Origin of the sequence: Streptomyces sp. NBC_01306, from assembly GCF_026340465.1 — a bacterium.
Taxonomy (GTDB): Bacteria; Actinomycetota; Actinomycetes; order Streptomycetales; family Streptomycetaceae; genus Streptomyces.
The window spans coordinates 1,900,311-1,926,706 of record NZ_JAPEPC010000001.1 but is presented as its reverse complement, the minus strand read 5'-3'; the positions used below and the strand labels follow the sequence as shown (position 1 = coordinate 1,926,706).

Below are 26,396 nucleotides of genomic sequence, written 5' to 3'. Positions count from 1 at the left end.
ATGTAGAGATTCGCAAACCTCAGCGGCGGATACAACCCCTTCTGGAAAGTTTTTTTTGATTCCTCGGTGTCGGCTAGGTCACAGCCGTACTTCCATGGGGTGGATCCCAGCCCAAACGTTCGAGTTAAAGGACTTTGGGTCCTTCCACTCACACAATCACACGCAGTGCACGGCGTACGCCTGTGAACGTCACGCTCGTACGCAGTCCCAGGTGGTCGCCGTCCATCTGGAAGGGGAGCCGGACCTTGGAATGCAAGGAGAAGTCGGTCAGGTCGTGCAGTGAAACCGCGTGCTTTCCGTGGGGGCCTCGTTCGGGCGTCGAAGTGAGCAATTGAGTAGCGAAACGTGCCACATGAGCGGGTGACATTTTCGACAGTCCCAGCACATCGAGCGCGGTGTCGAAGGAGGCCTCGGGGGAGGCGTACATCGGGCGATTGCCCAGGTAGGTATAGGGAGACGTGTTGCAGATTATGGACATCACGAGGTCCGTGACCGGGTCCTCACCCGGGCGTTCCAGGGTGATCGCACCGTGCCTGCGGCTGGGCTCGTCGAGGAACTGGCGGACGACCTGACGCACATAGAGGGCGTGCGTGGACCGCTTTCCGCGTTCCCTTTGCTGTTCGACCCGGCCGACGACACCCGCGTCGAACCCGAGTCCGGCACAGAACGTGAACCAGCGCGAGGGGACCCCTTCGTCCGCCGTGCCCGGGGTGCCGGCCGCCAGACCCAGGCCGACCGTCCGCTCGCGGCGCTCACGCAGCGCGTCCAGAAGTGCGCCGGTGGCCTCCACCGCGTCGTTGGGCAGGCCGAGCGCGCGGGCGAAGACATTGGTGGAGCCGCCGGGGACGACCGCGAGGCCGGGCAGCCCTTCGAGGTCGGGGCCGTGGTGGAGCAGTCCGTTGACCACCTCGTTGACCGTGCCGTCACCGCCGAGCGCGACGACGAGGTCGATGTCGTCGCTCTCCGCGGCCCGCCTGCCCAGGTCACGGGCGTGCCCCCGGTACTCGGTCGTGACCGCCTCCAGCTTCATCTCGCTGGCGAGTGCGTGGAGCAGTACGTCACGTGTGCGGGCACTGGTGGTGGTTGCTGCCGGATTGACCACGAGGAGTGCGCGCATGACCAGAAGATTACCTACCGCACGGAACCGGGCCGAGCCCCGGCCTCGATCCGGCCCCCACGGTGCCCGCTACCCTGCAGGGGTGAGTACCGACCAGACCGCAGAGCAGCCCAGCGGACCCCGCCCCACCCGTCTGACCGCCGCCGCGGCGCTGGCCGCGCTGGAAGGGGCGGCGCTGGCCGCCGGGGGGCTCTATGTGATCGGGCAGGGAGTGTTCGCCGACGGCGACAGCCCCGGGCAGTCCGCACTGGCCGGCCTGACGCTGATCGTGCTCGCCCTCATCCCGCTGATCGCTGCCCGTGGACTGCTGCTCCGCCGCAGCTGGAGCCGGGGCCCCGCGATCGTCACCCAGATCATCGCGCTGCCCGTGGCCTGGACGCTGCTCTCCGCGCAGGGTGCGCTGATCCCGGCGGGTGCGGTGCTCGCAGTGGTGGCCCTGGCGGCGCTCGTCCTGCTGGTGAACCCGACGACGGCCAAGGCGCTGGGGATCAGGGGCGCGCGGGGGGCCTAGGGCCTGTCGTCAAAGTGCCGCCTGCCGCGCGGCGTCTGGCACGCACGCTCGCGGCGTTGCCGAAATGCCCTAGTAGCTCCGCTACGAGAACATTCCGGCGCCTTGCGATCGCACGCACCGGACGCCGCGCGGCCGCCCTTCGGGCAACGACGGCACTGTGACGACAGCCCCCAGGCGCCGCCCATGCCCCCCGGCTGCTGCGTCTACTCCTCGACCAGCAGGCGCTCCCGCAGCTGTGCCAGTGTCCTGGCCAGCAGCCGCGAGACGTGCATCTGTGAGATCCCGACTTCCTGGGCGATCTGCGACTGCGTCATGTTCCCGAAGAACCGGAGCAGCAGAATCCGCTTCTCTCGCGGGGGCAGATCCTCCAGCAGCGGCTTGAGCGACTCGCGGTACTCGACGCCTTCGAGCGCCTCGTCCTCCGAGCCCAGGGTGTCCGCCACCGCGGGCGACTCGTCGTCCGTGTCGGGAACGTCCAGTGACAGGGTCGAGTACGCGTTCGCGGATTCCAGGCCCTCCAGGACCTCTTCCTCCGAGATGCCCAGCCGCTCCGCCAGCTCATGGACCGTGGGAGCCCGTCCGTGCTGCTGGGAGAGCTCCGCGGTGGCCGTGGTCAGCGAGAGCCGCAGCTCCTGGAGGCGGCGCGGCACCCGCACCGCCCAGCCCTTGTCGCGGAAGTGCCGCTTGATCTCGCCGACCACCGTCGGTGTCGCGTACGTGGAGAACTCCACCCCGCGGTCCGGGTCGAACCGGTCCACCGACTTGATCAGACCGATCGTGGCGACCTGGGTCAGATCGTCCAGCGGCTCCCCGCGGTTGCGGAAGCGGCGGGCCAGATGCTCGACCAGCGGCAGATGCATCCGCACCAGTCTGTTGCGCAGTTCGGCCTTTGCGGGCGAACCGTCCGGGAGCTCGCGCAGCTCGATGAAGAGCGCCCGCGCCCCGCTGCGGTCCCGCGGGTTGTGCTGCTCGTGGTGCTCGTGATGCTCGCTCATGAGGCCCGCCTGATCCGCCGACTCCAAAAGGCCTTCCACCGGATGCGGCCGGGCCTGTTGCTCCGGGATGTCCCCCGTGCCCAGCGCCCGCGCGCCGCGCTCGTCGTCCCGCACCGGTCCGTCCCCGTTCACGCCGGTCCAGGTCCAGCGCCGCGCTGTTTGTACAGACTGATGCTGACCGTACGGTCGTCGGCCACCGTCGACTCGACCTTGCCCGCCAGTGCCGAGAGCACTGTCCAGGCGAAGGTGTCGCGCTCCGGTGCGCGGCCGTCCGTGGTGGGTGCGGACACCGTCACTTCGAGGGAGTCCTCGATGAGGCGGAACACGCAGCTCAGTACGGAGCCCGGCACGGCCTGCTGAAGCAGGATCGCGCAGGCCTCATCGACCGCGATGCGCAGATCCTCGATCTCGTCGAGGGTGAAGTCCAAACGTGCCGCGAGGCCGGCCGTGGCCGTACGCAGCACAGACAGGTAGGCACCCGCAGCGGGCAGCCGGACTTCCACGAAGTCCTGGGTCCCGGGCTCGCCTGCGATCTGGGACACCCTCACCTCCAAGGTGGCACAAGCTCGTTCATGGTCGGGGAAATTCTGCTCCCGCAACCGTGCGTGACATGGTCGCTTCCTGACGCCGTGACGCTATCGCGATCCAAGGTTCCCTGTCGCCAGGACCCCCACCCCACGACTGTCACTCATGGTAAGCCCATGAGTACATACGGTCGCCAGGGGTGTGCACATCCGATTACGGGCGCTGTGATTCTCCGGAATGTCCGGCGGCTCCGCGGGGTTCCCGGGGTGCTTCGGCCAACTGGAAAGACGCAGCGAACGGTTGACGTACCCAGAGCTCAGACGATCGAACCGTCGACAAAGCACCACCGCCAGCTCTCTCCCGGCTCGAAACTCCGCATCACCGCGTGCCCGGTCTCCTTGAAGTGCCCGGTGGCGTGCTGGTACGGGGACGAGTCGCAGCAGCCCACATGCCCGCACTCCAGGCACAGGCGCAGCTGTACGGGATGGCTCCCGATGGCCAGGCACTCGGGACAGGTGTCACTCGACGGGACCGGCTGGGGGCGCGGCAGTTCTGCAACATGCTGGCACTCGCTCATGATTGCCAGGTTACGACGGACCGGGACCGAGGGCGGGGAGACCCATGGACGCATTGCCGCTGGTGGCACTGGTGGCGGGCAGCGCGGCGGTGGCGGGCATCGCACGCCGGACACCGGTGGCGGCGCCGCTGCTGCTGGTCGCGGTCGGGCTCGGCGCCGCGTATCTGCCATGGGTGCCCGAGTACACGCTGGATCCCGGGGTCGTCCTGCCGCTGGTGCTGCCGCCGCTGCTCCACACCGCGGCCGTCGACTCCTCGTACCTGGATCTGCGGGCCAATCTGCGGCCCGTCGCGCTGCTCTCGGTCGGCTATGTGCTCTTCGCGACCGTGGTGGTGGGCTGGCTCGCCTATCTGATCGTGCCGGATCTCTCGCTCACCGCGGCCCTGGTGCTCGGTGCGGTGGTCGCGCCGCCCGACGCGGTGGCGGCCACCGCCATCGCCCGGCGCCTCGGGCTGCCCTCCCGGCTCACGACGATCCTGCAGGGCGAATCGCTCGTCAACGACGCGACCGCGATCACCGCCTACAAGGTGGCGCTGGCGGCCGCGGTCGGCGCCGGGGTCTCCTGGGCGGAGGGGCTCGGCGAATTCGCTCTGGCGTCGGTCGGCGGAATCGGTGTCGGCCTGGTCCTGATGGTGCCGCTGCACTGGCTGCGCACCCACCTCAAGGAAGCGCTGCTGCAGAACACCCTCTCGCTGCTCATTCCCTTCGTCGCCTATGCGGCGGCGGAGCGGGTGCACGCTTCGGGGGTGCTCGCCGTGGTGGTCGTCGCGCTCTATCTGGGACACCGTTCCTGGCAGGTCGACTTCGCCACCAGGCTCCAGGAGGAGGCCGTTTGGAAAATGGTTTCCTTCATTCTGGAATCGACGGTCTTCGCGCTGATCGGCCTGCAATTTCCCTTTGTGCTCCGGAGACTCGGCGCTTACGGCGCAGGGGAGGCCGCCTGGTATGCGGCGGTCGTTTTCGTGATCGTCGTGGTGGTGCGCTTCGTCTGGGTCTTTCCCGCCACTTTCCTGCCGCGCATGCTCTTCAGCGGGATCCGGGAACGCGAACCCGATACGGACTGGACCGCGCCGGTCGTCATCGGCTGGGCGGGAATGCGCGGCGTGGTCTCGCTCGCCATCGCCTTCTCGATCCCGCTGACCGCGCACGGCGCACCCTTCCCGTCCCGGAACCTGGTGCTCTTCCTGACCTTCACGACGGTGATCGCGACCCTGGTCGTCCAGGGGCTCTCCCTGCCGCCGCTGATCCGGCTGCTGAAGATCCCGGGCCGTGACGCGCACGCCGAGACGCTCGCCGAGGCCGAGGCGCAGAACGAGGCGTCGCAGGCGGCCGAGAACCTGCTGAACTCGATGCTCGCCGAAGAGGACAACGGCCTCCCGGAACCGCTCGCCGACCGGTTGCGCACCGTGATGGCGCGGCGCAGGAACGCGGTCTGGGAACGGCTCGGCACGGTGAACGAGCACACCGGCGAGAGCGCCGACGACACCTACCGGCGGCTCGCACGGGCGATGATCGGCGCCGAGCGCGAGGTCTTCGTCGAACTGCGCGACCGGAGGAGCATCGACGACGAACTCCTCAGGACGCTGCTGCGCAGGCTCGATCTGGAGGAGGCGGCCGCCTACCGCGAGGAGGAGACGGGCTGACCTGTGATGACGGCGGCCACCCGGGTGCCCGGCGGGAAGGCGCCGTCGGCGGCCAGCTCCGTCAGCCCGTACAGCATCTTGGCGACGTAGACCCGCTCGACGGGGACTCCGTGCCGCTCCTCGAATCCGGTGGCGAAGGCTTCGAGTTCCGGTGGCGTGCGGGCGTATCCGCCGAAGTGGAACCGGTCGTCCAGCCGCCAGTCACCGGTCCGGGCCCCGAAAGCGGCCTGCTGGAGCGTCGCGACCTCGGTGGCGAGGAAGCCGCCCTTCAGGACGGGGAAACCGATGGCGCGCTGGTCCGCCGTGAGGCCGGCCGCCAGTCCCGCGAGTGTGCCGCCCGTGCCTACGGCCACCGCGACGGTGTCGGCGAGCCCGTGCAGTTCCCGGCCGAGCGCGCCGCAGCCGTGCACGGCCGCGGTGTTGCTGCCGCCCTCGGGTACGACGTACATCCCGGTGGTGTCGAGACCGGCCGGGACCGCCTTGGCCCGGTAGGCCGTGCGGTCCACGAAGTACAGCCGCATACCGTCGGCCGCGCACTGCGCGAGGGACGGGTTGAGCGGGCGGTGGGCCAGCTCGTCCCCGCGTACGACACCGACGGTCGGGAAGCCGAGCAGCCGGCCCGCGGCGGCGGTGGCCCGCAGATGGTTGGAGTACGCGCCACCGAACGTCAGCACGGTCCGCCCGGCTGCTGCCGTCAGATTGGGTGCGAGTTTCCGCCATTTGTTGCCCGGCAGATCGGGGTGGATCAGGTCGTCACGTTTGAGCAGCAGCTGTACGCCGTGCCGGGCGAAGCGCTCGTCGTCGAGCGGCTCCAGCGGCGACGGCAGCAGCGGTCGCAGCCGGTCGTGGCCGGGGTCTCCAGGGGGCATGGGCCCATTGTCCGCCCCGGGGGTCCGGCGCGCGGGGCCGGTCCGTCCGGTCCGTCCGGTCCGGCCGTCAGCTCGCGGCGAGCCAGAGGTCCGGGCCGAACACCTCGTAGTGGATGTCGGCGGCCCGCACGCCGCCGGCCAGCAGCTGGGTCCGCACGGAGCGCATGAAGGGCAGCGGCCCGCAGAGGTACGCCTGGGTCCCGGGCGCGAAGGGGAGGCCGCTCAGATCGACCAGGCCGGTGCGGTCGGCCGGGTGCTCCGGCCCGGGGCGCTCGTACCAGAAGTGCGCGGCGGCGTCCGGCAACTTCCCGGCGAGCAGGGCGTGTTCGGCGCGCAGGGCGTGGTCCGCCGGGGTGCGGTCGCCGTGCACGACGGTGACCGGGGCGGGGTGTCCGGCGCTCGCGAGGTGTTCCAGCATCGCCAGCATCGGGGTGCAGCCGATTCCGGCCGATGCGAGCACGAGCGGGGCGTCCGCCGCGTCCGGGCCGATGACGAGGTCGCCGTACGGGAGGGAGACCCGGAGCCGGTCGCCGGTCCGCACGTGTGCGTGGAGGTGGTGCGAGACCTCGCCGTCCGGGGAAGCGCTGCGGCTGTGGGGGGAAGCGCCGTCCGGGGAAGCGTCGTCGCGCACGCGCTTCACGGTGATCGAGTGGAGCTGTCCGCCGGGGGCGCCGGAGAGGCTGTACTGGCGGATCTGGCGGGCCCCGTCGGGGAGCCGGACCTGTACGGAGACGTACTGGCCGGGCCGGAAGCCGGGGGCGGGCGAGCCGTCGGCGGGGCGGAGCCGGAAGGTGGCGGTGTCGGCGGTCTCCTCGGTCCTGGACACCACGTCCCACGCGCGCCAGACGTCGCCCGCGACGGCCTCCCACTCCGCGTAGAGACGGGCTTCCAGGGCGATCAGGGCGTTGGCCATCAGCCAGTAGACCTCGTCCCAGGCGGCGGCAACCTCCGGGGTGACCGCGTCGCCCAGCACCTCGGCGATGGCGGCGAAGAGATGGGTGTGCACGACGCCGTACTGGGCGGGGGTGATCCCGAGTGAGGCGTGCTTGTGGGCGATACGGCCGAGCATGACGTCGGGGCGGGTGTCCGGGTGCTCCACCAGCTGGGTGGCGAAGGCGGCGATGGAGCCGGCGAGTGCCTGCCGCTGGGCGCCGGATGCCTGGTTGCCACGGTTGAAGAGGTCGCGCAGCAACTCCGGGTGGGCGTCGAACAGCTTGCAGTAGAAGAGATCGGCGATGTCCCCGATGGCCGCGCCGACGGCGGGGAGAGTGGCTCGGACGGTGACGGTCGACGGCTCGCTGAGCATCGGGGACTCCTGGTTCCTGCTCTGGTTTCTTGCTCTGGGTCCTGCTCTGGGTGTCGCTCTTGGTCTCGCTCTTGAATTGGTATGTGAGATGCGTATTTTTGGCTACGAACGACGTATGAGTGGCTGCGCGGCTGTACCGGTGAGTGGTGGTCCAGGGGTTGCGGAGTTGGTGCGGTGCGGTGCCGGCGCGGTCAGCCGTTGTCGGGGCGGCTGCCGATGCCGATCAGCAGCGGTCCGGTGGGGGAGGCGACCAGGTCGGTCACGGTCAGCGGGTCCAGTGACGCGTAGAACGCCTCCTGCGCCCGGCTCAGAGCGCCCCGCAGCAGGCAGGCCGAACGGAGCGGGCACGGGGTGGCACCCTCGCACTCCACGACGTCGCCGGGTCCTTCGAGTTCACGGACCAGCCCGCCGATGGAGGCGGAGCGGCCTGTTCCGGTGAGGCTGAGGCCGCCGCCGCGACCCCGGCGCGCTTCGACCAGGCCGAGGTGCTGGAGGCGGGCGACGATCTTCGCGGTGTGGCTGTACGGCACGCGCATGGCCGCCGCGACCTCCCGGGTCGCCGGCGCCTCGCCGTCCTCCGTGACGGCGAGGCGCATCAGTACGCGCAGTGCCACGTCGGTGAATCTGGTCAGCCGCATGGGGGTCACGGTAGATAACTTGCATAAGGGATGCAAGTTATGACCGTCCTGGGCAACGAACGACCCTGTGCCCACCTCAAAGCCCTATTAGTCACACTCTTTTGTGTAATGGCGCGCCACCGGTCTCCGCTGAAAGGCTCTTCAACGCACGTCAGTCGATGATTGAAGGGGCGTCAGATGTCCGTTGGTGAAGAGGTTCGCGACACGCAGGCACCGCCGCAGCAGAGTCTGGGCACGGCAGCTGCGCGGAACCTCGCAACGACCACCAAGTCCGCGCCGCAGATGCAGGAGATCACCTCACGGTGGCTGCTGAAGATGCTCCCGTGGGTCCAGGTCCAGGGTGGTACGTACCGGGTGAACCGGCGGCTGAGCTACTCGGTCGGTGACGGCCGCGTGACGTTCGTGCAGACCGGTGACCGTGTCCAGGTCATCCCGGCCGAGCTCGGTGAGCTGCCCGCCCTGCGGGACTACGCGGACGAGGCGGCCCTGGCCGAGCTGGCGCAGCGCTGCACTCAGCGGGAGTTCGCGGAGGGCGATGTGCTGGCCGCCGAGGGCGACACGGCGGACCGGGTGTTCCTGCTGGCCCACGGCCGGGTCCAGAAGGTCGGCACGGGGCCCTACGGGGACGAGACCGTCCTCGGTTCGCTGGCCGACGGTGCGTACTTCGGCGACCAGGCGCTGCTGGACGAGGATGCGACCTGGGACTACACGGCCCGCGCCGACACCGCGTGCGTCGCACTTGAACTGACCAGGGCGGACGTGCTGAACCTCGCGGAGCGCGCCGACTCGCTGCGCGACCATCTCGCCGGGCTGGCCTCGCTGCCCGCACAGCGCACCAACAGCTACGGCGAAGCGGCGATCGACCTCTCCGCGGACCACCGCGGTGAGGCGGTTCTCCCGCACACGTACGTCGACTACGAGGGCGCGCCCCGCGAGTACGAACTGAGCGTCGCCCAGACCGTGCTGAAGGTCCACAGCAGGGTCGCCGACCTCTACAACCAGCCGATGAACCAGACCGAGCACCAGTTGCGGCTCACGGTCGAGGCGCTGCGGGAGCGCCAGGAGCACGAGCTCGTGAACAACCGTGAGTTCGGCCTGCTCAACAACTGCGACTACGGCCAGCGGATCCAGCCGCACGACGGAGTGCCCAGCCCGGACGACATGGACGAACTCCTCTCGCGCCGACGCGGATCGAAGCTCTTCCTCGCCCACCCGAAGGCCATCGCCGCGTTCGGCCGCGAGTGCAACAAGCGCGGCCTCGTACCGGAGAGCGTCGACATGGGGGGCCACCAGGTGCCCGCCTGGCGCGGGGTGCCGATCTTCCCGTGCAACAAGATCCCGGTCAGCGACGCCCGCACCACATCGATCATCTGCATGAGGACCGGCGAGTCCGAACAGGGCGTCATCGGACTCCAGCAGAGCGGCATCCCCGACGAGATCGAGCCGAGCCTGTCGGTCCGCTTCATGGGCATCGACGAGAAGGCGATCATCTCCTACCTGGTGACGGCCTACTACTCCGCTGCCGTGCTGGTACCCGACGCCCTGGGAGTGCTGGAGAACGTCGAAGTCAGCCGCTGGCAGTGAGGTGACGCCCCGGACGGCCGGCCCGGACGGCGGCCAGACCGCTGCGGGGACCGGTGCGTCCGGGGCGCTCGTGGCGACCGAGCCGTACGCACGCCGCAGAGGAAGCGAACCATGACCATGACCAGAACGGACGCTGCGACCGGAGGGCATGAGGCCGCAGCGCTCCTGGAACACACCCGCACCGTCGTCGACCCGGAACTCCGCTCGGCGCTGGAGTCCCTGCCCGGCCCCATGCGGAACATCGGGATGTACCACTTCGGTTGGGAGCAGTCGGACGGCTTGCCGGCCGCGGGGCAGGCGGGCAAGGCGATCAGACCCGCGCTCGTCCTGGCCGCTGTCCAGGCGCTGAACGGAGACATCCCGCAGGCGGTACGGGCTGCCACCGCCGTGGAGCTGGTGCACAACTTCACCCTGCTGCACGACGACGTCATCGACCGGGATGCCACCCGGCGGCATAGGGCGACCGCCTGGACCGTCTTCGGCATACCCGACGCGGTCATAGCTGGGGACGCGATGCAGGCACTGGCCCTGCGGCTGCTCGCGGAGGACCCGCACCCCGCGGCGAAGGCGGCCACCGGCCGGCTCACGGCCTGCGTCATCGAGCTCTGCGCGGGACAGCAGGCGGACTGCGCCTTCGAGACCCGTGCGGAGGTCACCCTGGACGAGTGCCTGAGCATGGCCGAGGCCAAGACCGGGGCGCTGCTCGGCTGCGCCTGCGCGATGGGTGCGCTCTACGCGGGCGCCGGACCCGAAGCAGCGGCGGCGATGGACGCGTTCGGCCGGGAGGCCGGGCTCGCCTTCCAGCTGATCGACGACCTGATCGGCATCTGGGGCGAGCCGTCCCACACCGGCAAGCCGGCCGGTGCGGATCTCGCCGCCCACAAGAAGTCGCTGCCGGTGGTGGCCGCGCTGAGCTCGGGCACCGCGGCGGCGGCGGAGCTGGCTGAGCTGTACGGCGGCCCGCTCGACGCGGACGGCATCAGACGGGCCGCCGACGCCGTCGACCGGGCAGGCGGCCGGGACTGGGCGCAGACCGAGGCGGCCGACCGGATGGCCAGAGCCGTCGGCCATCTCTCCCGCGCGGTTCCCGATCTCGCGGCGGCGGGAGGCCTGCTCTCCCTCGCGGAGTATGTGACGCGGCGCAGCCGCTGATCCGTACCGCTGTGCCGCTGTGCCGCTGTACGCCCATGGTCCGGTCCGGCCAACTCTAGGATCACGTCTGCGAGTTATGGAGCGACGTGAACGGCGAGAGAAGAGGACCGGACCATGGGCGTGGCGATACGACAGGCGGGCGAGGCCGACCGCGAGGTGCTCGTACGGCTTCTTGACGACTCCTTCATGCGGGACCCGGTGAGCAACTGGGTGTTCCCGGAGGAAGCCCACCGCAGGGAGGTGCACGGCAAGTTCCTCGGGGTCTTCATCGACGTGGCTCTCACCGAGGGCCGGGTCGACCTCGCCGAGGACCACACGGCGATGGCGCTCTGGCTCGACATTCCCGCCGGCGTACCGGAGGAGGAGGACGACACGCCCGCCCGGATGCGGGAGGCCGCCGACCCGGAGAACGAACGGGCCGAACTGGTGGGGCGGTTGACGGGCGAACTCCATCCGCACGACCGGGCGCACGTCTACCTGCTGATGATCGGTGTGACTCCGGAACGGCAGGGTGAGGGCCTGGGGACCGCGCTGATGGCGCCCGTACTGGAGCGCTGCGACCGGGAAGGTGTTCCGGCGTATCTGGAGGCGAGCAGCGCGCGCAGCCGCGGGCTCTACGAGCGGCTCGGGTTCGTGTTCATGGGTACCGCGGTCCAGCTGCCCGACGGTCCGCAGATGTGGCCGATGTGGCGCGAGCCGCGCGGCTGATCCACGGGGCAGGGCGAGGGGGCGCGGCGACGGTGGGGGTGGCTCACCCGTTCGGTGGTCCGGCCGGTCACTCGTATGTGCGCTCGTACGTGCGCTCGCCGGGTGGTGCGGGCGGGTACGTTACCGGACCTTTCGGCCCGTCAGGAAAGGGATGTCGGGCGCGAAGTGCACCAGGAACCAGTAATTCCGGACTTGATCACTCTTGGTGACGCCGAGCTGGTGGCGGCGCTACAGTCGCGCTCATGACACCACAGTCATGGGCCGGCTGGTACCGGGACAGCCATGGATCAGATGCCCTAGTGATCAGCGCCGTAGAGCGTCAACTCCGCACCCGGATCAGGGGAGTCGACTACGCCGGAGCTTCGTTCGACTCGTTCGAGCCGGTGGGTGAAGTGCCTGAGGGGGCCGAGCCGTTGAGTGACTGCGTCCTGGAGTGGGACATGCCGTTGCCGGTCGTCGCCGGTGACAGTACGGCCCAGCAGGCCACGCTGAGCTGCCTGCTGGCTTTGCGCCGCCCGGCCACCGATCTCGGCGTCACACTGCACTACGGCGGCACGAGTTACGTATCGGGCAACGACCAGGGCGACTTCGGCGCCGCGGTCGCCCTGATCCAGGAGCAACTTCCGCCCGGTTCCACCCTCCAGGCACCCTTCTCCGCAGCTGTCTAGGGTCTTTCAGCTCCGGCCGGCTCCCGTCCGTTCCCGGTAAGCGGCCCCTCATCGGCACACATGCTCACCTCATGTGCCGGCGAGGGGCCGCTGCCCTGTGACGACTGTGCCCACTGCGCTGTCACCTCGCCTCGCCCCATTCCCGTCGCCCCTCCTCTTGACGGTCCCGTCGGCGCATTGTTCTACTTGCATGCGAACAATAGGAGGAACGGGGGAATGCGGGAATGATGGAGAACACCACAGGGGCCGCGATGGGGTCCGGCCGTCGCTCCGGCCGTATCCGGCGCGCGACAGTCGCCGGGCTGCCCTTCCTGCTCGCCTACGCCGTCGATCTTGCGGTCTTCAGCCAGCTCCGTAACCGGCTGCCGCACCGCCTGGCGAGCCACTTCGGGAGCGGCGGCCGCCCGGACGACACGGCGGGGCACCTGGAGTACGTACTTGTCACCACCGGGCTCCTGATCGGCCTCGGGGTGATCTGGATGCTGATCGCCCGCGGGGCGCGGGGCCTGATCGTCACGGGCTGGGCGCTCGCCGGCTTCATCGGCGCACTCATGGCCGAGATCCTGTACGCCAACCTGCACACCCCCGTCGACTTCCCGTTCTGGCGGGTCGCGACCGCCGTCGGGGTAGCGGTCCTGGCGGGCGGGGCGGGCTGGTGGCTGGCCCGTTTCGTACCGTCCGTGCTGCCGCCGCCCGCCGAAGGGCCCGTCGAGCGGATCGACCTCGCGGCAGGCGAGACCGCCGGCTGGGCGCGCCACGCGGGCGCCCGCCCGCTTCTGGTGCTCGCGGTGACCGTCGTCGTCGCCGGAGCCGTCGCGCTGACCGTCTCGGGCCCCCAGGCCGCCGTGACGCCTGTCGTGGCCGGCCTGGTGCTGATGGCCTTCGCCAGGCCGTACGTCACCGTGGACCGCCGGGGCCTGACCATCTCCACCGGGTGGCTGCCGTGGCCGCGTATCCGGGTGCCGCTGGACCAGGTCGAGCAGGCCACCAGCCGCGACATAGACGCCCTGAAGGACTTCGGCGGCTGGGGCTACCGGTTCCGCGCGGGCCGCTCCGGGCTCATCCTCCGCTCGGGGGAGGCCATCGTGGTCCGGCGCACGAACGGCCGCGACTTCGCCGTCACCATCGACGGCTCGTCCGACGCCGCCGCGCTGCTCAACACCCTGGCCGAGCGGCAGGCGAACGGCTGATGCTCTTCCGGATCGACCCGTCATCAGCGATCCCGCTCGCGGACCAGATCGCCGCGTGCGTCAGGGGCGCCGTCGCGGACGGCCGGGTGGACGCGGGCGAGCGGCTGCCCGCCGCCCGCGTCCTCGCCGACTCGCTCGGGGTCAACGTCCATACGGTGCTGCGCGGTTACCAGCGGCTGCGGGAAGAGGGCCTGATCGAACTGCGCAGGGGGAGGGGCGCGGTGGTCGTCGGCGGGCCCTCCCGGGCGCGGGCGCGACTGCTCGTACGGGTACGGGAACTCGCGGCGGAGGCAAGGGAGCTGGGCCTCACGGACGAAGCCGTACTGGCCCTCGTGCGCGAGGCTCTCTGAGGCTGCGCGGCGGCGACCACCACCCCTGCCGCGCCGTACACCCGTTGCCGTACACCCGTTGCCGTACACCCACTGCCGTCTGCCCGTCCCGCACATTCTGTCCGGCCCCGGCGGGGTCCCGTACAAGGCCCACCATTTACCGTCTCTCTACGAACGGCGAATGTTCAACCACCTTGTACGGCCGACCCGTACGGCCATCTCGTACGGTCACCCCGTTCGCGTCCACCCGTACACCTACTTCGTACGGTCACTTTGCGCGGCTGCCCGATACCCGACGGGCAGTCCGGAACGGAGCAGCCATGAGTACCCCGAGCGATCCGGCCACCCCGGAGGCCGCCACGGCACTCTCGTCCGACACCGTTGCCGAGACCCGGCAGGACCGTCTGCAGCGGGGGATGGGGATGCTCGACCGCGTCGTCGGTGAGGGCGGCCGGCAGGTGATCGACTCCCTGGCCGACATCTCGCCCGACCTGGGGCATCACATCGTCGCCTGGGCCTTCGGCGACATCTACACCAGGCCCCAGCTGGCGCTGCGCGACCGGCAGTTGGTCACCCTGGGGATGCTCACCGCCCTCGGCGGCTGCGAACCGCAGCTCGACGTCCACATCAACGCCGCGCTCAACGTCGGCCTCAGTGCGGAGGAGATCGTCGAGGCGCTGCTGCACTCCGCGGTCTACTGCGGGATGCCCAAGGCGCTCAACGCCACCGCCGTGGCGAAGAAGGTCTTCGCCGAACACGGTCTGCTCACCGACCCGGAGAAGCCGGGCGGGTCGGCGCACGGCGTTCCGGAGCAGCGTTTCCCCGGCCGGGGCGTTCCCGGGCAGGCATAGCGTTGGACCATGACGGAACTGCTGCACATCACCGAGCGCTCCCTGTGGGAGGCGGCCCGCGCGGCCGGCACGTACGAGATGTCGACCCGCGGCCGCACCCTCCAGGAGGAGGGCTTCATCCACTGCTCGACGCGCGGCCAGCTCATCGCGGTCGCCGACTTCCTCTACGGGGGCGGGGGCGGGACGGGGAGCGACAGGGGTCACGGTGAGCTGGTCGTGCTCGTCATCGACAGCGAGCTGCTCTCCGTACCGCTGCGCTACGAGGTCCCCGCGCCCGGCGCCGACGCCTTCCCGCACATCTACGGGCCGCTCCCGGTGGACGCGGTCACCAAAGTCGTTCCCTGGCGGGACGGTTACGCGCTCGACTGGTCGGACGGGACCTGGCTCAACCCGCCCGCACACGCCACGACGGACGGCGCGGAGCTGGTGGTGACCACCCGCGACAGGACCGACTTCTGGCGTACGACCAGCTACGGCTTCGTCCGTGACGACGGACACGCGCTGCTGACCGAGCTGAGTGCGGGATCGGCGGTCGAGGTGACCTTCCTGGCCGATTTCGACACGCTCTACGACCAGGCGGGCGTCCTGGTCCGCACCGACGAGGAGAACTGGATCAAGGCGGGCGTCGAGATGACGGACGGCGCACCGCAGGTGGGCGCGGTGGCCACCCGCGGTGTGTCGGACTGGTCCATGGCGCCGGTCCCGGAGTGGGCGGGCCGGCCGGTCACGGTCCGGGCCAGCCGCTCGGGGGACGCGGTGACGGTGCGGGCGCGCGCCGACGGCGACCCGTGGCGGATGATCCGGCTGACGCCGCTCGACCCCGCAGCGAAGGCGTCGGCGGGCCCGTACTGCTGCTCACCGCAGCGTGCGGGACTGCGGGTCCGCTTCACCCGGTTCGCGGTCGGCCCCGCCGACCGGCGGCTGCACGGCTGACGGGGCCGCTGGCCCAGGCGGCTGAAGGCTGTCGGCGCGAGCAGGACGTGCGGGATGCGCGAGACGTGCGGGACATACGGCAGGACGTATTCTCCCGCAGGTAGCGCAGACCGGCCCGGAAGTCCTGCCCGGCGGTCGTGCGGCCGGGCCCGGCCGGGGCGTCCGGAACCGGGCGTACGCGTACGGCGATGAGCAGCACCAGCGACCCGCAGAAGAGCAGCCCCGACGCCCCGAAGGCACCGGCCGCACCACCGGCTGCCAGCACCAGGGCGCCGGCCATCGGCCCCACGGCGTTGCTGAACCGGATGGACAGGCTGCGCATACCCTGCACCCGGGCGAGCTGGACCGGCCCTGTGAGCTGCGGCGGCAGTGCCCCGACAGCGGGCATGAACAGCGCGTCCACGGTGCCGAAGACGACCGCCAGGACGTAGAGCAGCCAGAGCCGGGCGCCCGCGAGCCAGATGAACGCGGCGGCGGTGAGGATGACCGCGCACCGCACCAGATCGCTGACGACGACCACACGGCGCGCCCCGAACCGGTCGGCGACGACACCGCCGCCGAGCATCAGGAGAGCCCGCGGCACAGCTCCGGCGGCCAGCACCGCACCGGCCTGCGCGGGGCCGGCGGTACGGGTCGCGGCCCAGGTCAGGGCGAGGAAGTAGGTCACGTCTCCGGTCACGGACGCGGTGTAGGCACCCAGCCAGCGCAGGACGTTGGCGTCCCGGTGGGCGGCGGTCATCAGCGGTCGAGCAGCGGGAACGACTGCAACTGGACCGAGACGGGGGTGGGGACGGGGCCGCCAGTGCCTTCCGTACCGTTCACGTCTTCCGTACCGTCCGTGCTGTCCGTGCTGTCCGTGCTGTCCGTGCTGTTCTTGCTGTCCGCGCCGCGTTGCGGCCTGTCGTGACCGAGCTCCCGGTAGCGTCCGACGACGTCCGCCAACTCGGCTTTCATCGCATTGAGTTCATCCGGCGTCAGAAGCAGCGTGTAGTCGCTGAAGACCGAGGCGGCGTACCAGTCGTCGGGCAGCAGCGGCACCGTACCCGCCAGCCTGCGCAGCTGGTCGCTGTAGGCGAGCAGCAGTGCCTGGGCGTAGGCGCGGCTGTCCGCCTGCTCCGACGGTCTGTTGGTGCCGGGATCGTGGAAGGAGGTCCGGTGCCGCGCCTGCCACCAGCGGTCCCGGCGGGTGCCGCGGCCGGAGTCCTCCTCGATCAGCCCGCCCGCAGCCAGGCGGCGCAGATGGTAGCTGGCCGACCCCGGGTCGAGCGCGAAGTGCGCGGCGAGCTGCCGGGCGGTGGCGGGCCCGTACTGCCGCAGCCGGCTCAGCAGGTTGAGCCGCACCGGGTGGGCGAGAACCCGCAGGGCGGCGGCGTCGGGCGTGACGTCGTGCGCGGGATCGGGTGCGAGGGGGTCGGGTGCGAGGGGGTCGGGTGCCGGCAGCTCGGATGCAGGCGGGGCGGGTGCTTCGGCCATGACGACCGTAGAACCAGAAGAGTTGTTCCGGAAGAGTTCTTCTGCTTCTGCTTCTGCTTCTGGTTCGGGTTCCGGTTCCGGTTCCGGTTCGCGTTCCGCTCGACTGGCGGCCGCCGCGCCCGTCCCGTGGTCCACGGCATAGGCTGCCGCGCTATGAACGCACCCCTACCTTTCCAGCGGCTGCACAACTTCCGTGACCCGGGCGGCTGTTCGGCCGACGGAGGCAGCACTGTACGCACGGGGAGGCTGTTCCGTGCCGACTCGCTGGCCAAGCTCGGCGGCGCGGACTGGGAACGCTTCCTCACCCTGGACATCGGTACCGTCATCGACCTGCGCTACTCCTGGGAGATCGACGCCAAGGGCCGCGTCCCCGAGCACCCGTCGTTCACCTACCACCACCTCAGCGTCGAGCACCGCCCCTACGACCAGCCGAGCCTCGGCCCGGACGTCGCGACCGGCCCGTACCTCGCCGAGCGGTACCTGGAGGTCGCTCATGACGGCGTCAGGGAACTGGGCCGGGCCATCGAGGTGATCGCCGCCGCCGGGGGCCGGCCCGCCGTCTTCCACTGCACATCGGGGAAGGACCGCACCGGCCTGCTGGCGGCGCTCGTGCTGACGCTCCTGGGGGTCTCCGAGGCCGACATCGTCGAGGACTTCACCCTCACCGGACTGGCAAGCGAGCGCCTGCTCGCCGACTGGCGGGCCGAACACCCCGGCCGGGGACCGATCTGGCCCGGCTACGGCCGCGCGCCCGAGGACGTGATGCGCCTCTTCCTGGCCGCCCTGACCGAACGGTACGGGTCCGTGCGCGGCTACATCGCGGACCAACTGGACATCCAGGACGAGGTGATTGCCGCGCTGCGGCGGAACCTGCTGGAACCGGCCCCAGGGCCGGAGCGCATGCCCGCTTGAGCGGGATCCTGAACGACCGTGGGGCCCGACCGGTCGCGCCGGTCGGGCCCCACGGATTTCTGCTCCGGTCCGCATTGCGGACCGTCGGGTGCGAACACCGCGATCAGGCCTTCTTGGTCTCCAAGTAACGGGCCAGGTCGGCGACCGGCGGGGATCTCCCCTGCGGGTCGCTGACCTGGCCTTTTGCTGTTGGCCAGCGATGGGGTGCGACGGTCCTGATCGGGTGTCCTGCGGACTGTGTGCGGACTGCGGAGCGCCGACATCGATCCTGCGGAGTAGGGAGAACGCTGGCAAGCTATTCCACCCCGCCGCCCACACACGTGAGGGTGTCGGTCTCCGCCTTCCTGACCCAGAAACACAACTCGACCGACTTAGGTTGGCTCGTGTACGAGGGTGCTGCGCCTATGGGCCTGCACCATCATCCTGAGTGGTGCACGTCCGACCTCGTGAACCGCGCCGGTCATCGCGGCCTGCTCCACACCGAACCGCGGCCATTGAGAGCGTGGCCGTGCGCCAAGAGGCAGGCAACCTACGCTTTTTGCTCTTCCAGCATTCGCAAATACTTCTCGTAAGCCTCGTTCACACGCTTCGAGCCCCGAACCAAGATCCCTTCCTCCATTCGATAAGTCCGGTTCGGATCCCCCTTGAATGAAAGCCAATTGAAGCTGGTATTGATCCAGATGTCATCCGAAATTAGAATCTTGGCGTGAGAATTCTTCAAGCGGATAAAGGTGAAACTCTCCTTGTAGCGTCCACCCAAATTTCGCAGCCTCGAAATCGCCCTTTCGTGACTGTCCCGGTCGTCCTCTCCGATGCCGTAGGCGATGTGAATTTTAACGCCTCTCCGCAATAGCCTTTCAAGGCTAGAGATAAACGTGGTATCCACGATGGAATTTTTTATCCATGGGGCAACGATCAGCAGTCTTTGCTTGCTGCCGGCGAGGGACTCGCGCAGAAAGTCTGGGTGCTCATGTACGCTCACGTCGCGTACCTCGATGCTACTTTCTTTTTGCTTTGCAAGAGAATCAACCGGCGGCGAGGTTGAATTGTCGGATGATGGCCTTTGCTGACGAGTCCTGATGGCTTCAAGGTCGGCTGGAAGAAGCGGTCGGCTTGCTGGCTCACCAACAGTGATATTGAGAGCAGATGGCCCTCCTGAACTCAACAGGGCACGCTCATGAGGTGCACTGAGTTGACCATCTACGACAACGCCAAGTTGAATCTCGGTTCGGGGATCATCCGAGAAAACTAGAAGCTTCACTGGAAGGTAGCGATGCTTCTTTGGTGCCATCTTCTCGACGGCAAGTACCTCGAGGTTACGCCGATTTTCAGCCCCGTCGGAGATAAGTCTGTTGAGACTGGCAACCGTGACATCGGCCGGCACAATACGTTGACTGCGGATGGCCGGCAAGACAACTAGTCCTGCCTCTTCAGCCTCCTTCTTCGGCACAAGAAATTCTGGACGATATGATGCTACGCCCCAAGTCAGTCGATCGAACGTGACCGGCAGAAGTCTATGGACTGGGCGAACCGCCTCGAGTTCTACAGCCATCAATCGGCCCTGGGGCGTAAGCTCGACACGGGTCTTCTGTCCGGCTGCGCGTGCCAAATTATCCGCCGCCAACTGCTCCACAATCGCGGACTCGGCCAGCTTCAAATCAAGCCCGAGTATATTCGCTATCTCTTCGGGGTCGCGAACCCCATTACTGACAAGCCGAATAACGAACTCATCAAGCAGGGGAATCGCTTTTCGTTCCTGGGCAAGAACGTCCACGTTCAGTTGAGTCACCGGAAGGGCTGCATCTGCAACAGCAACCAGATTCAGTCCTGGGCGGCTATCGCCATACCGCTTCGCGATGAAGGCATCAGATTCGTACACGCTCAGCCTCCGAAATCTTGCAGTCCTCCGGGTGGTCCTCGATATAGGTTACGACCTGCTGCAGGGCTCCTGGGCTGGACCTACAGAAATCGGCATCCCCAATAATCGTAAGCCCGTATCTAGCGCGAGACAGGGCGACGTTAATCCGTCGCCAGTATTTCTCCCCAAGGAATCCGAACTTGCCTTGCGGGTTGCTGCGCGTTACCGAAAAGACAGCAAGATCAGCTTCGCGTCCTTGAACAGCGTCAACTGATTCGACCGAAATTTCAAGGTGCTGGAATTGAACGTTGGCAAGCTTGCGATGAATCTCTTCGACCTGCAGTCGGTACGGAGAGATTACCAATGCTGACACCTTTCTCCCGCCGAACGACTTTATCGCCCCACGTTCAATCGCTGTGTCAATCGCTTTGAGCCTACTCACAGCCAAGGCTGCTTCGGCACGATTTGCTACAGAACCGCTTGAGCCGTCTTGCTGGAAGCGGGCAGCGCCAAGGCTTCCGGTGTCAATCCACGACACCGCTCCCCAAAGTGCGTCATATTCGTGAGCACCGTCATTCTTTGGCGACTTCAGCTTGCCGTCATAGAAGCAAGTTGAGACGAGATCGCCAATAGACCTTACCATTCGGTACTGTTCAACAAGTTCTTGTTGAACGGGTGAAGTGGTCTTTGCAATAAGATAGTCGAAGAGCGTAGTCGACACAAAACCTCGGTCAAGTCCGTATTCCTCGAGTTTCGCTGCCGACCGCAGCAAGTCTTCGTCCATTGGCGGCAACTGACGCGTGTCTCCAACCAGTATCCACTGTCGGGCCCGCGCGAGAGGAACAAGAGCTTCTGTCGCCGTCGCCTTGGATGCTTCGTCTAGGATGCAAAGGTCGAAATCTAGGTCTCGAACAGCTCGATGGCCAAGAAATCCAATGCACGTTCCAGCGACTACATTGGCTGTCTTCAGAAATACAGTTGCCAGGTTCTTGTCGGAGGTGAGCCGCAACATCCAGTCTGCTTGAAGCTTAAGGAGATTTACTAGTCTAAACGCGGAACTAGTGCCCGCGAGCAGTAGGTCGATCGCATCGCGCGCTTCGTCTGGCGTAATTGCATCTCGGAGAGTCAATTCCCCGGCAATCTCAGCCCTTCCTGACCTGAGGAGCTCTTCTTTGCGCTCAAGCAATCTATCTAGGAGGTCGCGATTCGTCTCAACATCTTCGGCCAACCCCAGTCCTGTCGCTAGGTCCGAAGACGGTTCGGACTGCGACAGGCTTGCCACCCTGTTTTCGACAACGCTTATCTCATCCAATACATTAGCAAGTTGCTGAAGCATCAGAGCGGCTCGAAGGTGAGATTTTTCAATACCGTGACGCTGGGCTTCAGCATCCAGGAAGTCCTCGGTCCGCTTCTGGATTCCGCGAGCCCATCGCTCCATAGCCTTGTCCAGCAGCAAATGCTGGACTGTGGAATCTACATGTGGATCCTCCGGACGGCCAAGGCGAACCAAGCCGGGAATTCCTGCCTCGTGAAGTCGACCGAGTGCGTTGTCAACCGCAACGTGAGTTTGGCTAACAATCAATACTCTAGATTCAGGACGACTCTGCAGGAGTTGAGAAACGATCTCCGTAATGACGCTCGTTTTGCCTGTGCCAGGAGGTCCTTGAATCAGCAAAAAATCCTTCGCTCCGAGGGCGTAAGAGACCGCCAGCCGCTTGCTCTCATCGAGTTCCTCGCGCTGCCATGATTCGATGACAATTTGCTCTGGAATCGACGCACTAGCTGGGTCTAGTAGCAGAGAGCGGAGATCGGGTCTAACTGCGGTCCCATTTTTGATTCGCTCAACTGCTTCCTGCTGGCGGATAAGAGCTACTTTGGTGGCTTCCAGATACGGAACCAGCTGCCCTCTGTTGGGAAGGTTGCGCGGTTCCCTTCGGAAGCGCAGTGTGATCTCTTCCCCCTCATGGCTGACGACCTCTCCGCGGGCCAAAGTACGTCGCGCCTCTGGGATTACGACTTCCCATTCTTGACCAACTAGATCGAGACGTACTTCTTCGGCAAGCGAAAAAGTGACATCCCTCCCGTTTCTGGCTACCACACGACCCCGATAGTCTAGCGGGCGTCGTTCACCACGAGCTAGGTCCTCGCGGGCGTCGAGAACCTGAAGCCATTTGTCAAATAGCTCGTTCTCTTCTTTTTGGCCGCGGGCAGCAACGTGCGCTTCTTTGCGCGCCTCCATGTGCTTCGCAAGAGAAGCAATGAGTGAATCGAGGCCGCTCTTTGCTCTGCCAATATCCGATGGTCGAGAACATTGGAAGGAGAAATTTCTACCAAGGGGGCAAGCTACCCGCTGTGCCTTGTCGCGCCACTCTTCTTCACACTTCTTGACTCCGACGATTACCCATGCCGGCTCTGTCTGATGACGCTTCAGTGTCATCTGGTATTCATAGCCGGTGAGATAGACTGTCTCTAGATCATGAATTTGATTTGCGGCATCGAAACGGAATTCTCCCTGTGCTCCTCTGCTGAGGTCACGCTGGATAATGCTTGCAGCCGCATGGCGATCGTCGACTCCTTGGTCCCCCAAAATTTTCGTGATCGCTGCACGCGTCAGTTGTAGCCAAACTACTCCTGCGCCGACTTCTGGGCGTGAGGCTCGTGCATCGCCTATAGCGGTCAGCCTTTGAGCTACTACTGTTCCATTGGCAGGGCGCCGAACCTCATCATTCGCAACGCAGTCTTCGAGGAGTCGACGGACGTCCGGTGGAACGTTTGCTCGCTGCAGCGCTGGCTGGATATCTTGGTGGCGCCTCAATGTCTCATCAGACAGGGCCTGAATAAGGAGTACGCCGAAAGCGTAGACGTCTCGAACGTACGGGAGTGCGGCTATATCGCCATCAGGTAGCGCATACGGCTCTGATCTGAAATCTCCCACGGTCAGCCCTGGGGGGCTGATTTTTTCTTCTATTTTCGCGATCCCGAAATCGGCCAGTTTGGGTGACCCGGTATCGTCAAACATGACATTCTGAGGTTTGATGTCCCTATGGGCAACGCCACTCAAATGCGCATGCGCCAATGCCTCTGCGAGCGGGTGGGCAACTCCTGAAGCTAGGCGCTCCCAAGTGAAGGGGCCTTCTCGTTCAAGACGGTCCGCCAGTGATTCGTTGAGCCACTCGAGAACCAAAAAATAGCTTTCCCGTACTGTGTCCCAACCAGAATCAAGGAGACGCACAATATTTGGATGGCGAACGGCGCGCAGCGCCTCTGACTCCCGTTGAAAGAGCTGTCGGGTAATGCGCTCGTCTGGGACGCCGCGAATGAACTTAATCGCGACATGAGAGCCGCCCGCTTCGAAGTCGACGGCCTTATGGACCTCGCCAAGTCCACCGAACCGTTTGAATCCTTCGATAATAAAATAGCGGTCATTCACATGCTCTCGCACCGGACTCTCCCCTTAGCAGTGCGTTCATCCCCACCCCGGGAGAACTGCGGCCAAGTATGCCGTGGCTCACACAAATCTGCACGCGTTCTGCACATCTTGCGAAGTGGGTCGCCGCTTGCACTTCTCGATTCTTGGCAGGTTCCTCTCGATGGTGCCGCCTGGGCGCCGGGGCTGGCCCGTTCGGTCCTCTGGGTGGCATCGGAGTCAGTCCCAGCCGCCCAGGGAAACGTGCGGCCCCGCAGTCAGGTAACGGTGGAGCGCGCTGGCAGTCGTGTCTACAAACTCCTCTGGCACGGCGTCGGTATCGACCCAGCAGACCTGGGCATGCTTGCGGGGTTCGCGGTTTTCGGGTTCACCGGTCCAGTCGTGGGCGGCGAAGACGACCGTGAGGAAGCCGTTGGGAGCTTCGACGCCCCAGGCTCCGTGGATGATGTGGGCGACCTTGAGGGACTCCGGCTTCACGGCGAGGCCGGTCTCCTCGTAGAGCTCGCGGACCGCAGTCTCGGTGATGGGCTCACCGGGCTCGCTCTTGCCGACGGGGAGGTCCCACAGGCCCTGGGCGAACTTGGCGTTCTCGCTGCGCTGGAGGAGCACGACGCGGTTGGTTGCCCTGTCGTGGACAATGACGGCCGCGACCAGCAGCGTCATCGAGTCGAGCGCCGGCTTGAGGGCTGGGGGGCGGTTGTCGGTCTGCTGAGTCACGGAGTTCCCTTCTTCGGGCAGGTTGTTGGGCATGTTAGGCGAGGGCCTCGCGGGCTCGGCGGGTGAGATCTGCGGCTCCGGGGACGCGGCGGCGCTGGTAAATCGCAAGCGTGGAGCGGATTGAGGTGATCGCCTTGCGGGTGCGGTCTGAGGTCATGCCCTCCATGAGGACCAGGGCCTGGGTCCAGGCCGCGACCGCTTCGTCGGCACGGGCTTGGGCGGCGAGGCTGTCGCCGAGGTCGGCGTGGGTGAGGGCGTGGACGCGCTTGTACTTCTCCGGGTCCCAGCGAGTGAGGGCGTCGCGGTGCTGCTGTTCCGTGCCGATGTGGTCGGCGAGGTCGGTCAACGTGCGTGCGGTGTGGCTGGCCACGGTGCCGGCAGCGGGGCCGCTGACGCGGGAGAAACTGGGCTGGGGTCCGTCCTCGCGCAGGAGGGCGTCTTCGGCGGCGAGGAGAGCGCGGGCGGCCAAGGGATTCTCGCCGACGGCTGCATAGGCGCGGGCGTGCGTGATGTGGAGGAGGGCTTCGGTCTGGCCGTCTACGTGGCCGAGGCCGCGGGTGAGGGCTCCTTTGACGAGGTCCACGCAGTGGTGGGGTTGCTTGAGGCTGAGGGATTGATGGGCGAGGGCACGCATCATCCAGGCGGCGTGGCCGTGGGGGTCGGCTTCGCAGGCGAGTTGGTAGCCGACCTGGTAGTAGCGCTGGGCAGCGCCTTCGTGTCCAAGGTCGTGGTGCTTCCACCCTGCGAGGTAGGCAAGTTCGGCGACAGCGCCGAAAGCGGCCTGGCGTAAGGCTTCTGTGGGAAAGCGGCCGCGCAGCATGGGGGCTGCCGTGTCGGCGAGGTACGCGGTGACTGTGGTCAGGCCGTGGCCGCCGCCGAGGCGTTCGTCGGCGGCGCTGAAGGCTGCCGTGATCTGTCGTACGACGTCGATGTCGTCGCTGCCGACGAGGGAGCGGGCGGTGCGGGCGCGGAGCATCCGCGAGGTGGCTTCGTGGTCGTGCAGGAGCGGCATGGCGACGCCAGCCGTGGTGAAGGCGGCGATGGCGAGGAAGCGGCGGCGCTCGACGTCCGCGCGGCCGAGGTCGGTGACCGCGGTGACGGGGTCGGTGTCCGGTGGCGACTCCGTGTCGGGTGAGTGGAGGCCGAGCTCGGTTCGGGTGACGACGCGGCCCAGCCGCCGGGAGAGGGCTTCGGCGAGGTACTGGCCTGCCTGGCCGGACGGTGTGCGGGCACCGCCCACCCAGTGGGAGATGGCCGACTTGTTGGTCTGGAGCAGTTCGCCGTTCTCGGCGGCGATGCGGCGTACGTCCTTGGCGAGTGCCTCGTACGTGCACCCGGCGGCGTTGATCGTGTCGCGCAGGCGGGAGTTGGCGCTGGTCGGTGCCGGCACGATCGCCTCCGCTCCGGATCCGTAAACCGTGTATACCGCTTGGCCTCGCTCACACCGTACCCACTCTGCGTAGCGGACGGTTCACTTATCGACAGCCGCCCCACTCACGGCATCGCGGGCCGGGCGGCCCCCAAGTTCCGTACGCCCTAACGGGCTCGGGCATTCCTGTGCCCCGGGCCCGGACGATCAGAGACGGAGACACGGTGACCACCATCGACACCGCGACCATCACGGTCGAGCTGCCCGACGCCTTCGACCCGCGCTGGAACCGCCTGCCCGGCATCCAGGTGGACGGCCGGCGCATCATCATCAACCCGGCCGAGTACTTCTTCCGCTTCGAGTCCAGCACCTGGCTCGTCGCCGATTGGGACTTGGTGAAGGCCCAGCTCCTCGACGTAGACGAGACGACCGAGAGCGCGGTCGAGCAGCTCGCGCTCGACTTCATCAAGAACCACGGCGAGTCCACCTCCGATGCGGCCCGCGTGCTGGCGACGGCGTACGGGGTGTACACGTACCTCTTCCGCGAGGAACACCTGGCCGGCCTCGACCTCCCGCAGATCACCGCCGACCACCTGCGCATGCTGCGCGAGGCGGCCACGCTGATGGCGCTCAACAAGGTCGAGCTGGACGGACACATCTCCAACGTCGGCCCGTGCTGGTTCTTCCCCGCCGCCACGTCCGTCGTCTTCGACCTGGACGACGCGACGGGCGGAATGCTGGACGAGGTCTACCACGGCGGCTGGTTCAACGAGCACCGCCGGATCGAGTCCATCAAGGCCCACACCGCGCTCGGCGGCCGGCTCGTGCACGGCTGCCAGTCCGTGCCGGACCAGTCCGGCGGCGTCGTCGCACCCTACGGTGCCTCGATGGCCAACTTCCGTGACGACCTGGCCGAGTTCAAGGCGGGCTGGATCGAGCAGGTCTACGCCCGCCGCGTGACCGCAGCCGAGTAACCCACCCCAGTACGGCTCCGGGGCGGGCCAGCTCGCGCGCGCCCGCCCCGGAGCCCACCAGCCCCTGGAG

The 26,396-nt window shown here is 67.3% G+C and carries 25 protein-coding genes and 1 pseudogene; 13 read left to right on the top strand and 13 right to left on the bottom strand.

Annotated elements, in window-relative coordinates; genetic code table 11:
* Positions 1-148: 148 nt before the first annotated feature.
* Entirely contained in the window at positions 149-1,117 is a 969-nt protein-coding gene (locus OG385_RS08210; RefSeq protein ID WP_266853225.1) for a diacylglycerol kinase family protein, read from the bottom strand.
* Between the two features lie 82 nt (positions 1,118-1,199).
* Between OG385_RS08210 and OG385_RS08205 the strand changes: the two genes are divergently transcribed.
* The gene (locus OG385_RS08205) at positions 1,200-1,628 is read left to right on the top strand and encodes a hypothetical protein (protein WP_323183646.1); all 429 of its coding nucleotides are present in this window, start codon (positions 1,200-1,202) and stop codon (positions 1,626-1,628) included.
* Between the two features lie 203 nt (positions 1,629-1,831).
* Here the strand turns inward: OG385_RS08205 and OG385_RS08200 are convergent, their stop codons facing one another.
* From OG385_RS08200 to OG385_RS08190, 3 genes are all read right to left on the bottom strand, one after another.
* The gene (locus OG385_RS08200) at positions 1,832-2,692 is read right to left on the bottom strand and encodes an RNA polymerase sigma factor SigF (RefSeq protein ID WP_266860713.1); all 861 of its coding nucleotides are present in this window, start codon (positions 2,690-2,692) and stop codon (positions 1,832-1,834) included.
* Positions 2,693-2,751: 59 nt separating this feature from the next.
* Positions 2,752-3,165, bottom strand: coding sequence for an anti-sigma regulatory factor (locus OG385_RS08195; RefSeq protein ID WP_164265750.1), 414 nt, complete (start codon positions 3,163-3,165; stop codon positions 2,752-2,754).
* Between the two features lie 299 nt (positions 3,166-3,464).
* Positions 3,465-3,725, bottom strand: coding sequence for a UBP-type zinc finger domain-containing protein (locus OG385_RS08190; RefSeq protein WP_266853221.1), 261 nt, complete (start codon positions 3,723-3,725; stop codon positions 3,465-3,467).
* Between the two features lie 44 nt (positions 3,726-3,769).
* On the opposite strand from OG385_RS08190, the gene OG385_RS08185 reads away from it, so the two are divergent.
* Positions 3,770-5,368, top strand: coding sequence for a Na+/H+ antiporter (locus OG385_RS08185; RefSeq protein WP_266853220.1), 1,599 nt, complete (start codon positions 3,770-3,772; stop codon positions 5,366-5,368).
* Here OG385_RS08185 and OG385_RS08180 read toward each other — a convergent pair.
* From OG385_RS08180 to OG385_RS08170, 3 genes are all read right to left on the bottom strand, one after another.
* Positions 5,344-6,237, bottom strand: coding sequence for a 1-aminocyclopropane-1-carboxylate deaminase/D-cysteine desulfhydrase (locus OG385_RS08180; RefSeq protein WP_266853218.1), 894 nt, complete (start codon positions 6,235-6,237; stop codon positions 5,344-5,346). The genes OG385_RS08185 and OG385_RS08180 overlap by 25 nt on opposite strands.
* 67 nt (positions 6,238-6,304) lie before the next feature.
* Positions 6,305-7,543, bottom strand: coding sequence for a globin domain-containing protein (locus tag OG385_RS08175; RefSeq protein WP_266853217.1), 1,239 nt, complete (start codon positions 7,541-7,543; stop codon positions 6,305-6,307).
* 191 nt (positions 7,544-7,734) lie between these two features.
* On the bottom strand, positions 7,735-8,181 hold the full coding sequence (locus OG385_RS08170) for an Rrf2 family transcriptional regulator (RefSeq protein ID WP_266853215.1): 447 nt from the start codon (positions 8,179-8,181) through the stop codon (positions 7,735-7,737).
* A gap of 177 nt (positions 8,182-8,358) precedes the next feature.
* Between OG385_RS08170 and OG385_RS08165 the strand changes: the two genes are divergently transcribed.
* From OG385_RS08165 to OG385_RS08125, 9 genes and pseudogenes are all read left to right on the top strand, one after another.
* A complete protein-coding gene (locus tag OG385_RS08165) occupies positions 8,359-9,765 on the top strand; it encodes a family 2B encapsulin nanocompartment shell protein (RefSeq protein WP_266853213.1) in 1,407 nt (468 codons plus the stop codon).
* A gap of 111 nt (positions 9,766-9,876) precedes the next feature.
* Positions 9,877-10,917 carry a family 2 encapsulin nanocompartment cargo protein polyprenyl transferase gene (locus OG385_RS08160; RefSeq protein WP_266853212.1) on the top strand — a complete coding sequence of 347 codons (1,041 nt, stop codon included), beginning with the start codon at positions 9,877-9,879 and terminating at the stop codon, positions 10,915-10,917.
* A gap of 114 nt (positions 10,918-11,031) precedes the next feature.
* The gene (locus tag OG385_RS08155) at positions 11,032-11,625 is read left to right on the top strand and encodes an N-acetyltransferase (protein WP_266853211.1); all 594 of its coding nucleotides are present in this window, start codon (positions 11,032-11,034) and stop codon (positions 11,623-11,625) included.
* A gap of 242 nt (positions 11,626-11,867) precedes the next feature.
* Positions 11,868-12,293 (top strand): DUF6304 family protein, encoded by a 426-nt coding sequence (locus tag OG385_RS08150; protein ID WP_266853209.1) that lies wholly within the window; start codon positions 11,868-11,870, stop codon positions 12,291-12,293.
* Between the two features lie 224 nt (positions 12,294-12,517).
* Positions 12,518-13,483 (top strand): DUF1648 domain-containing protein, encoded by a 966-nt coding sequence (locus tag OG385_RS08145; protein WP_266853207.1) that lies wholly within the window; start codon positions 12,518-12,520, stop codon positions 13,481-13,483.
* Complete coding sequence (locus OG385_RS08140) at positions 13,483-13,833, top strand: GntR family transcriptional regulator (protein ID WP_266853205.1); 351 nt, start codon at positions 13,483-13,485, stop codon at positions 13,831-13,833. Before OG385_RS08145 ends, OG385_RS08140 begins: the two co-directional genes overlap by 1 nt.
* A 395-nt stretch (positions 13,834-14,228) precedes the next feature.
* On the top strand, positions 14,229-14,663 hold the full coding sequence (locus tag OG385_RS08135; RefSeq protein ID WP_266860711.1) for a carboxymuconolactone decarboxylase family protein: 435 nt from the start codon (positions 14,229-14,231) through the stop codon (positions 14,661-14,663).
* Positions 14,664-14,672: 9 nt separating this feature from the next.
* Positions 14,673-15,011 (top strand): annotated as a pseudogene (locus OG385_RS08130) (DUF952 domain-containing protein); the annotation flags it as partial.
* Between the two features lie 78 nt (positions 15,012-15,089).
* Complete coding sequence (locus tag OG385_RS08125; protein ID WP_323183932.1) at positions 15,090-15,596, top strand: DUF1349 domain-containing protein; 507 nt, start codon at positions 15,090-15,092, stop codon at positions 15,594-15,596.
* On the opposite strand, the gene OG385_RS08120 is transcribed toward OG385_RS08125, so the two are convergent.
* Positions 15,550-16,335, bottom strand: coding sequence for an MFS transporter (locus tag OG385_RS08120; RefSeq protein WP_323183643.1), 786 nt, complete (start codon positions 16,333-16,335; stop codon positions 15,550-15,552). The two genes, OG385_RS08125 and OG385_RS08120, sit on opposite strands and share 47 nt — an antisense overlap.
* A complete protein-coding gene (locus OG385_RS08115) occupies positions 16,335-17,069 on the bottom strand; it encodes a helix-turn-helix domain-containing protein (RefSeq protein WP_266853203.1) in 735 nt (244 codons plus the stop codon). The genes OG385_RS08120 and OG385_RS08115 overlap by 1 nt, the downstream gene beginning before the upstream one ends.
* A gap of 153 nt (positions 17,070-17,222) precedes the next feature.
* Between OG385_RS08115 and OG385_RS08110 the strand changes: the two genes are divergently transcribed.
* Positions 17,223-17,981, top strand: a complete 759-nt coding sequence (locus tag OG385_RS08110; RefSeq protein WP_266853201.1) for a tyrosine-protein phosphatase — start codon at positions 17,223-17,225, stop codon at positions 17,979-17,981.
* Positions 17,982-18,510: 529 nt separating this feature from the next.
* Here the strand turns inward: OG385_RS08110 and OG385_RS08105 are convergent.
* From OG385_RS08105 to OG385_RS08090, 4 genes are all read right to left on the bottom strand, one after another.
* Complete coding sequence (locus OG385_RS08105) at positions 18,511-19,860, bottom strand: hypothetical protein (protein ID WP_266853199.1); 1,350 nt, start codon at positions 19,858-19,860, stop codon at positions 18,511-18,513.
* Complete coding sequence (locus tag OG385_RS08100) at positions 19,847-23,281, bottom strand: serine/threonine-protein kinase (RefSeq protein ID WP_266853197.1); 3,435 nt, start codon at positions 23,279-23,281, stop codon at positions 19,847-19,849. The genes OG385_RS08105 and OG385_RS08100 overlap by 14 nt, the downstream gene beginning before the upstream one ends.
* Before the next feature lie 204 nt (positions 23,282-23,485).
* A complete protein-coding gene (locus tag OG385_RS08095) occupies positions 23,486-24,016 on the bottom strand; it encodes an NUDIX domain-containing protein (protein ID WP_266853195.1) in 531 nt (176 codons plus the stop codon).
* A gap of 1 nt (position 24,017) precedes the next feature.
* On the bottom strand, positions 24,018-25,373 hold the full coding sequence (locus OG385_RS08090) for a tetratricopeptide repeat protein (RefSeq protein WP_266853194.1): 1,356 nt from the start codon (positions 25,371-25,373) through the stop codon (positions 24,018-24,020).
* Positions 25,374-25,576: 203 nt separating this feature from the next.
* Between OG385_RS08090 and OG385_RS08085 the strand changes: the two genes are divergently transcribed.
* Positions 25,577-26,326: a hypothetical protein gene (locus tag OG385_RS08085; RefSeq protein WP_266853192.1), complete on the top strand. Its 750-nt coding sequence runs from the start codon at positions 25,577-25,579 to the stop codon at positions 26,324-26,326.
* Positions 26,327-26,396: the final 70 nt, after the last annotated feature.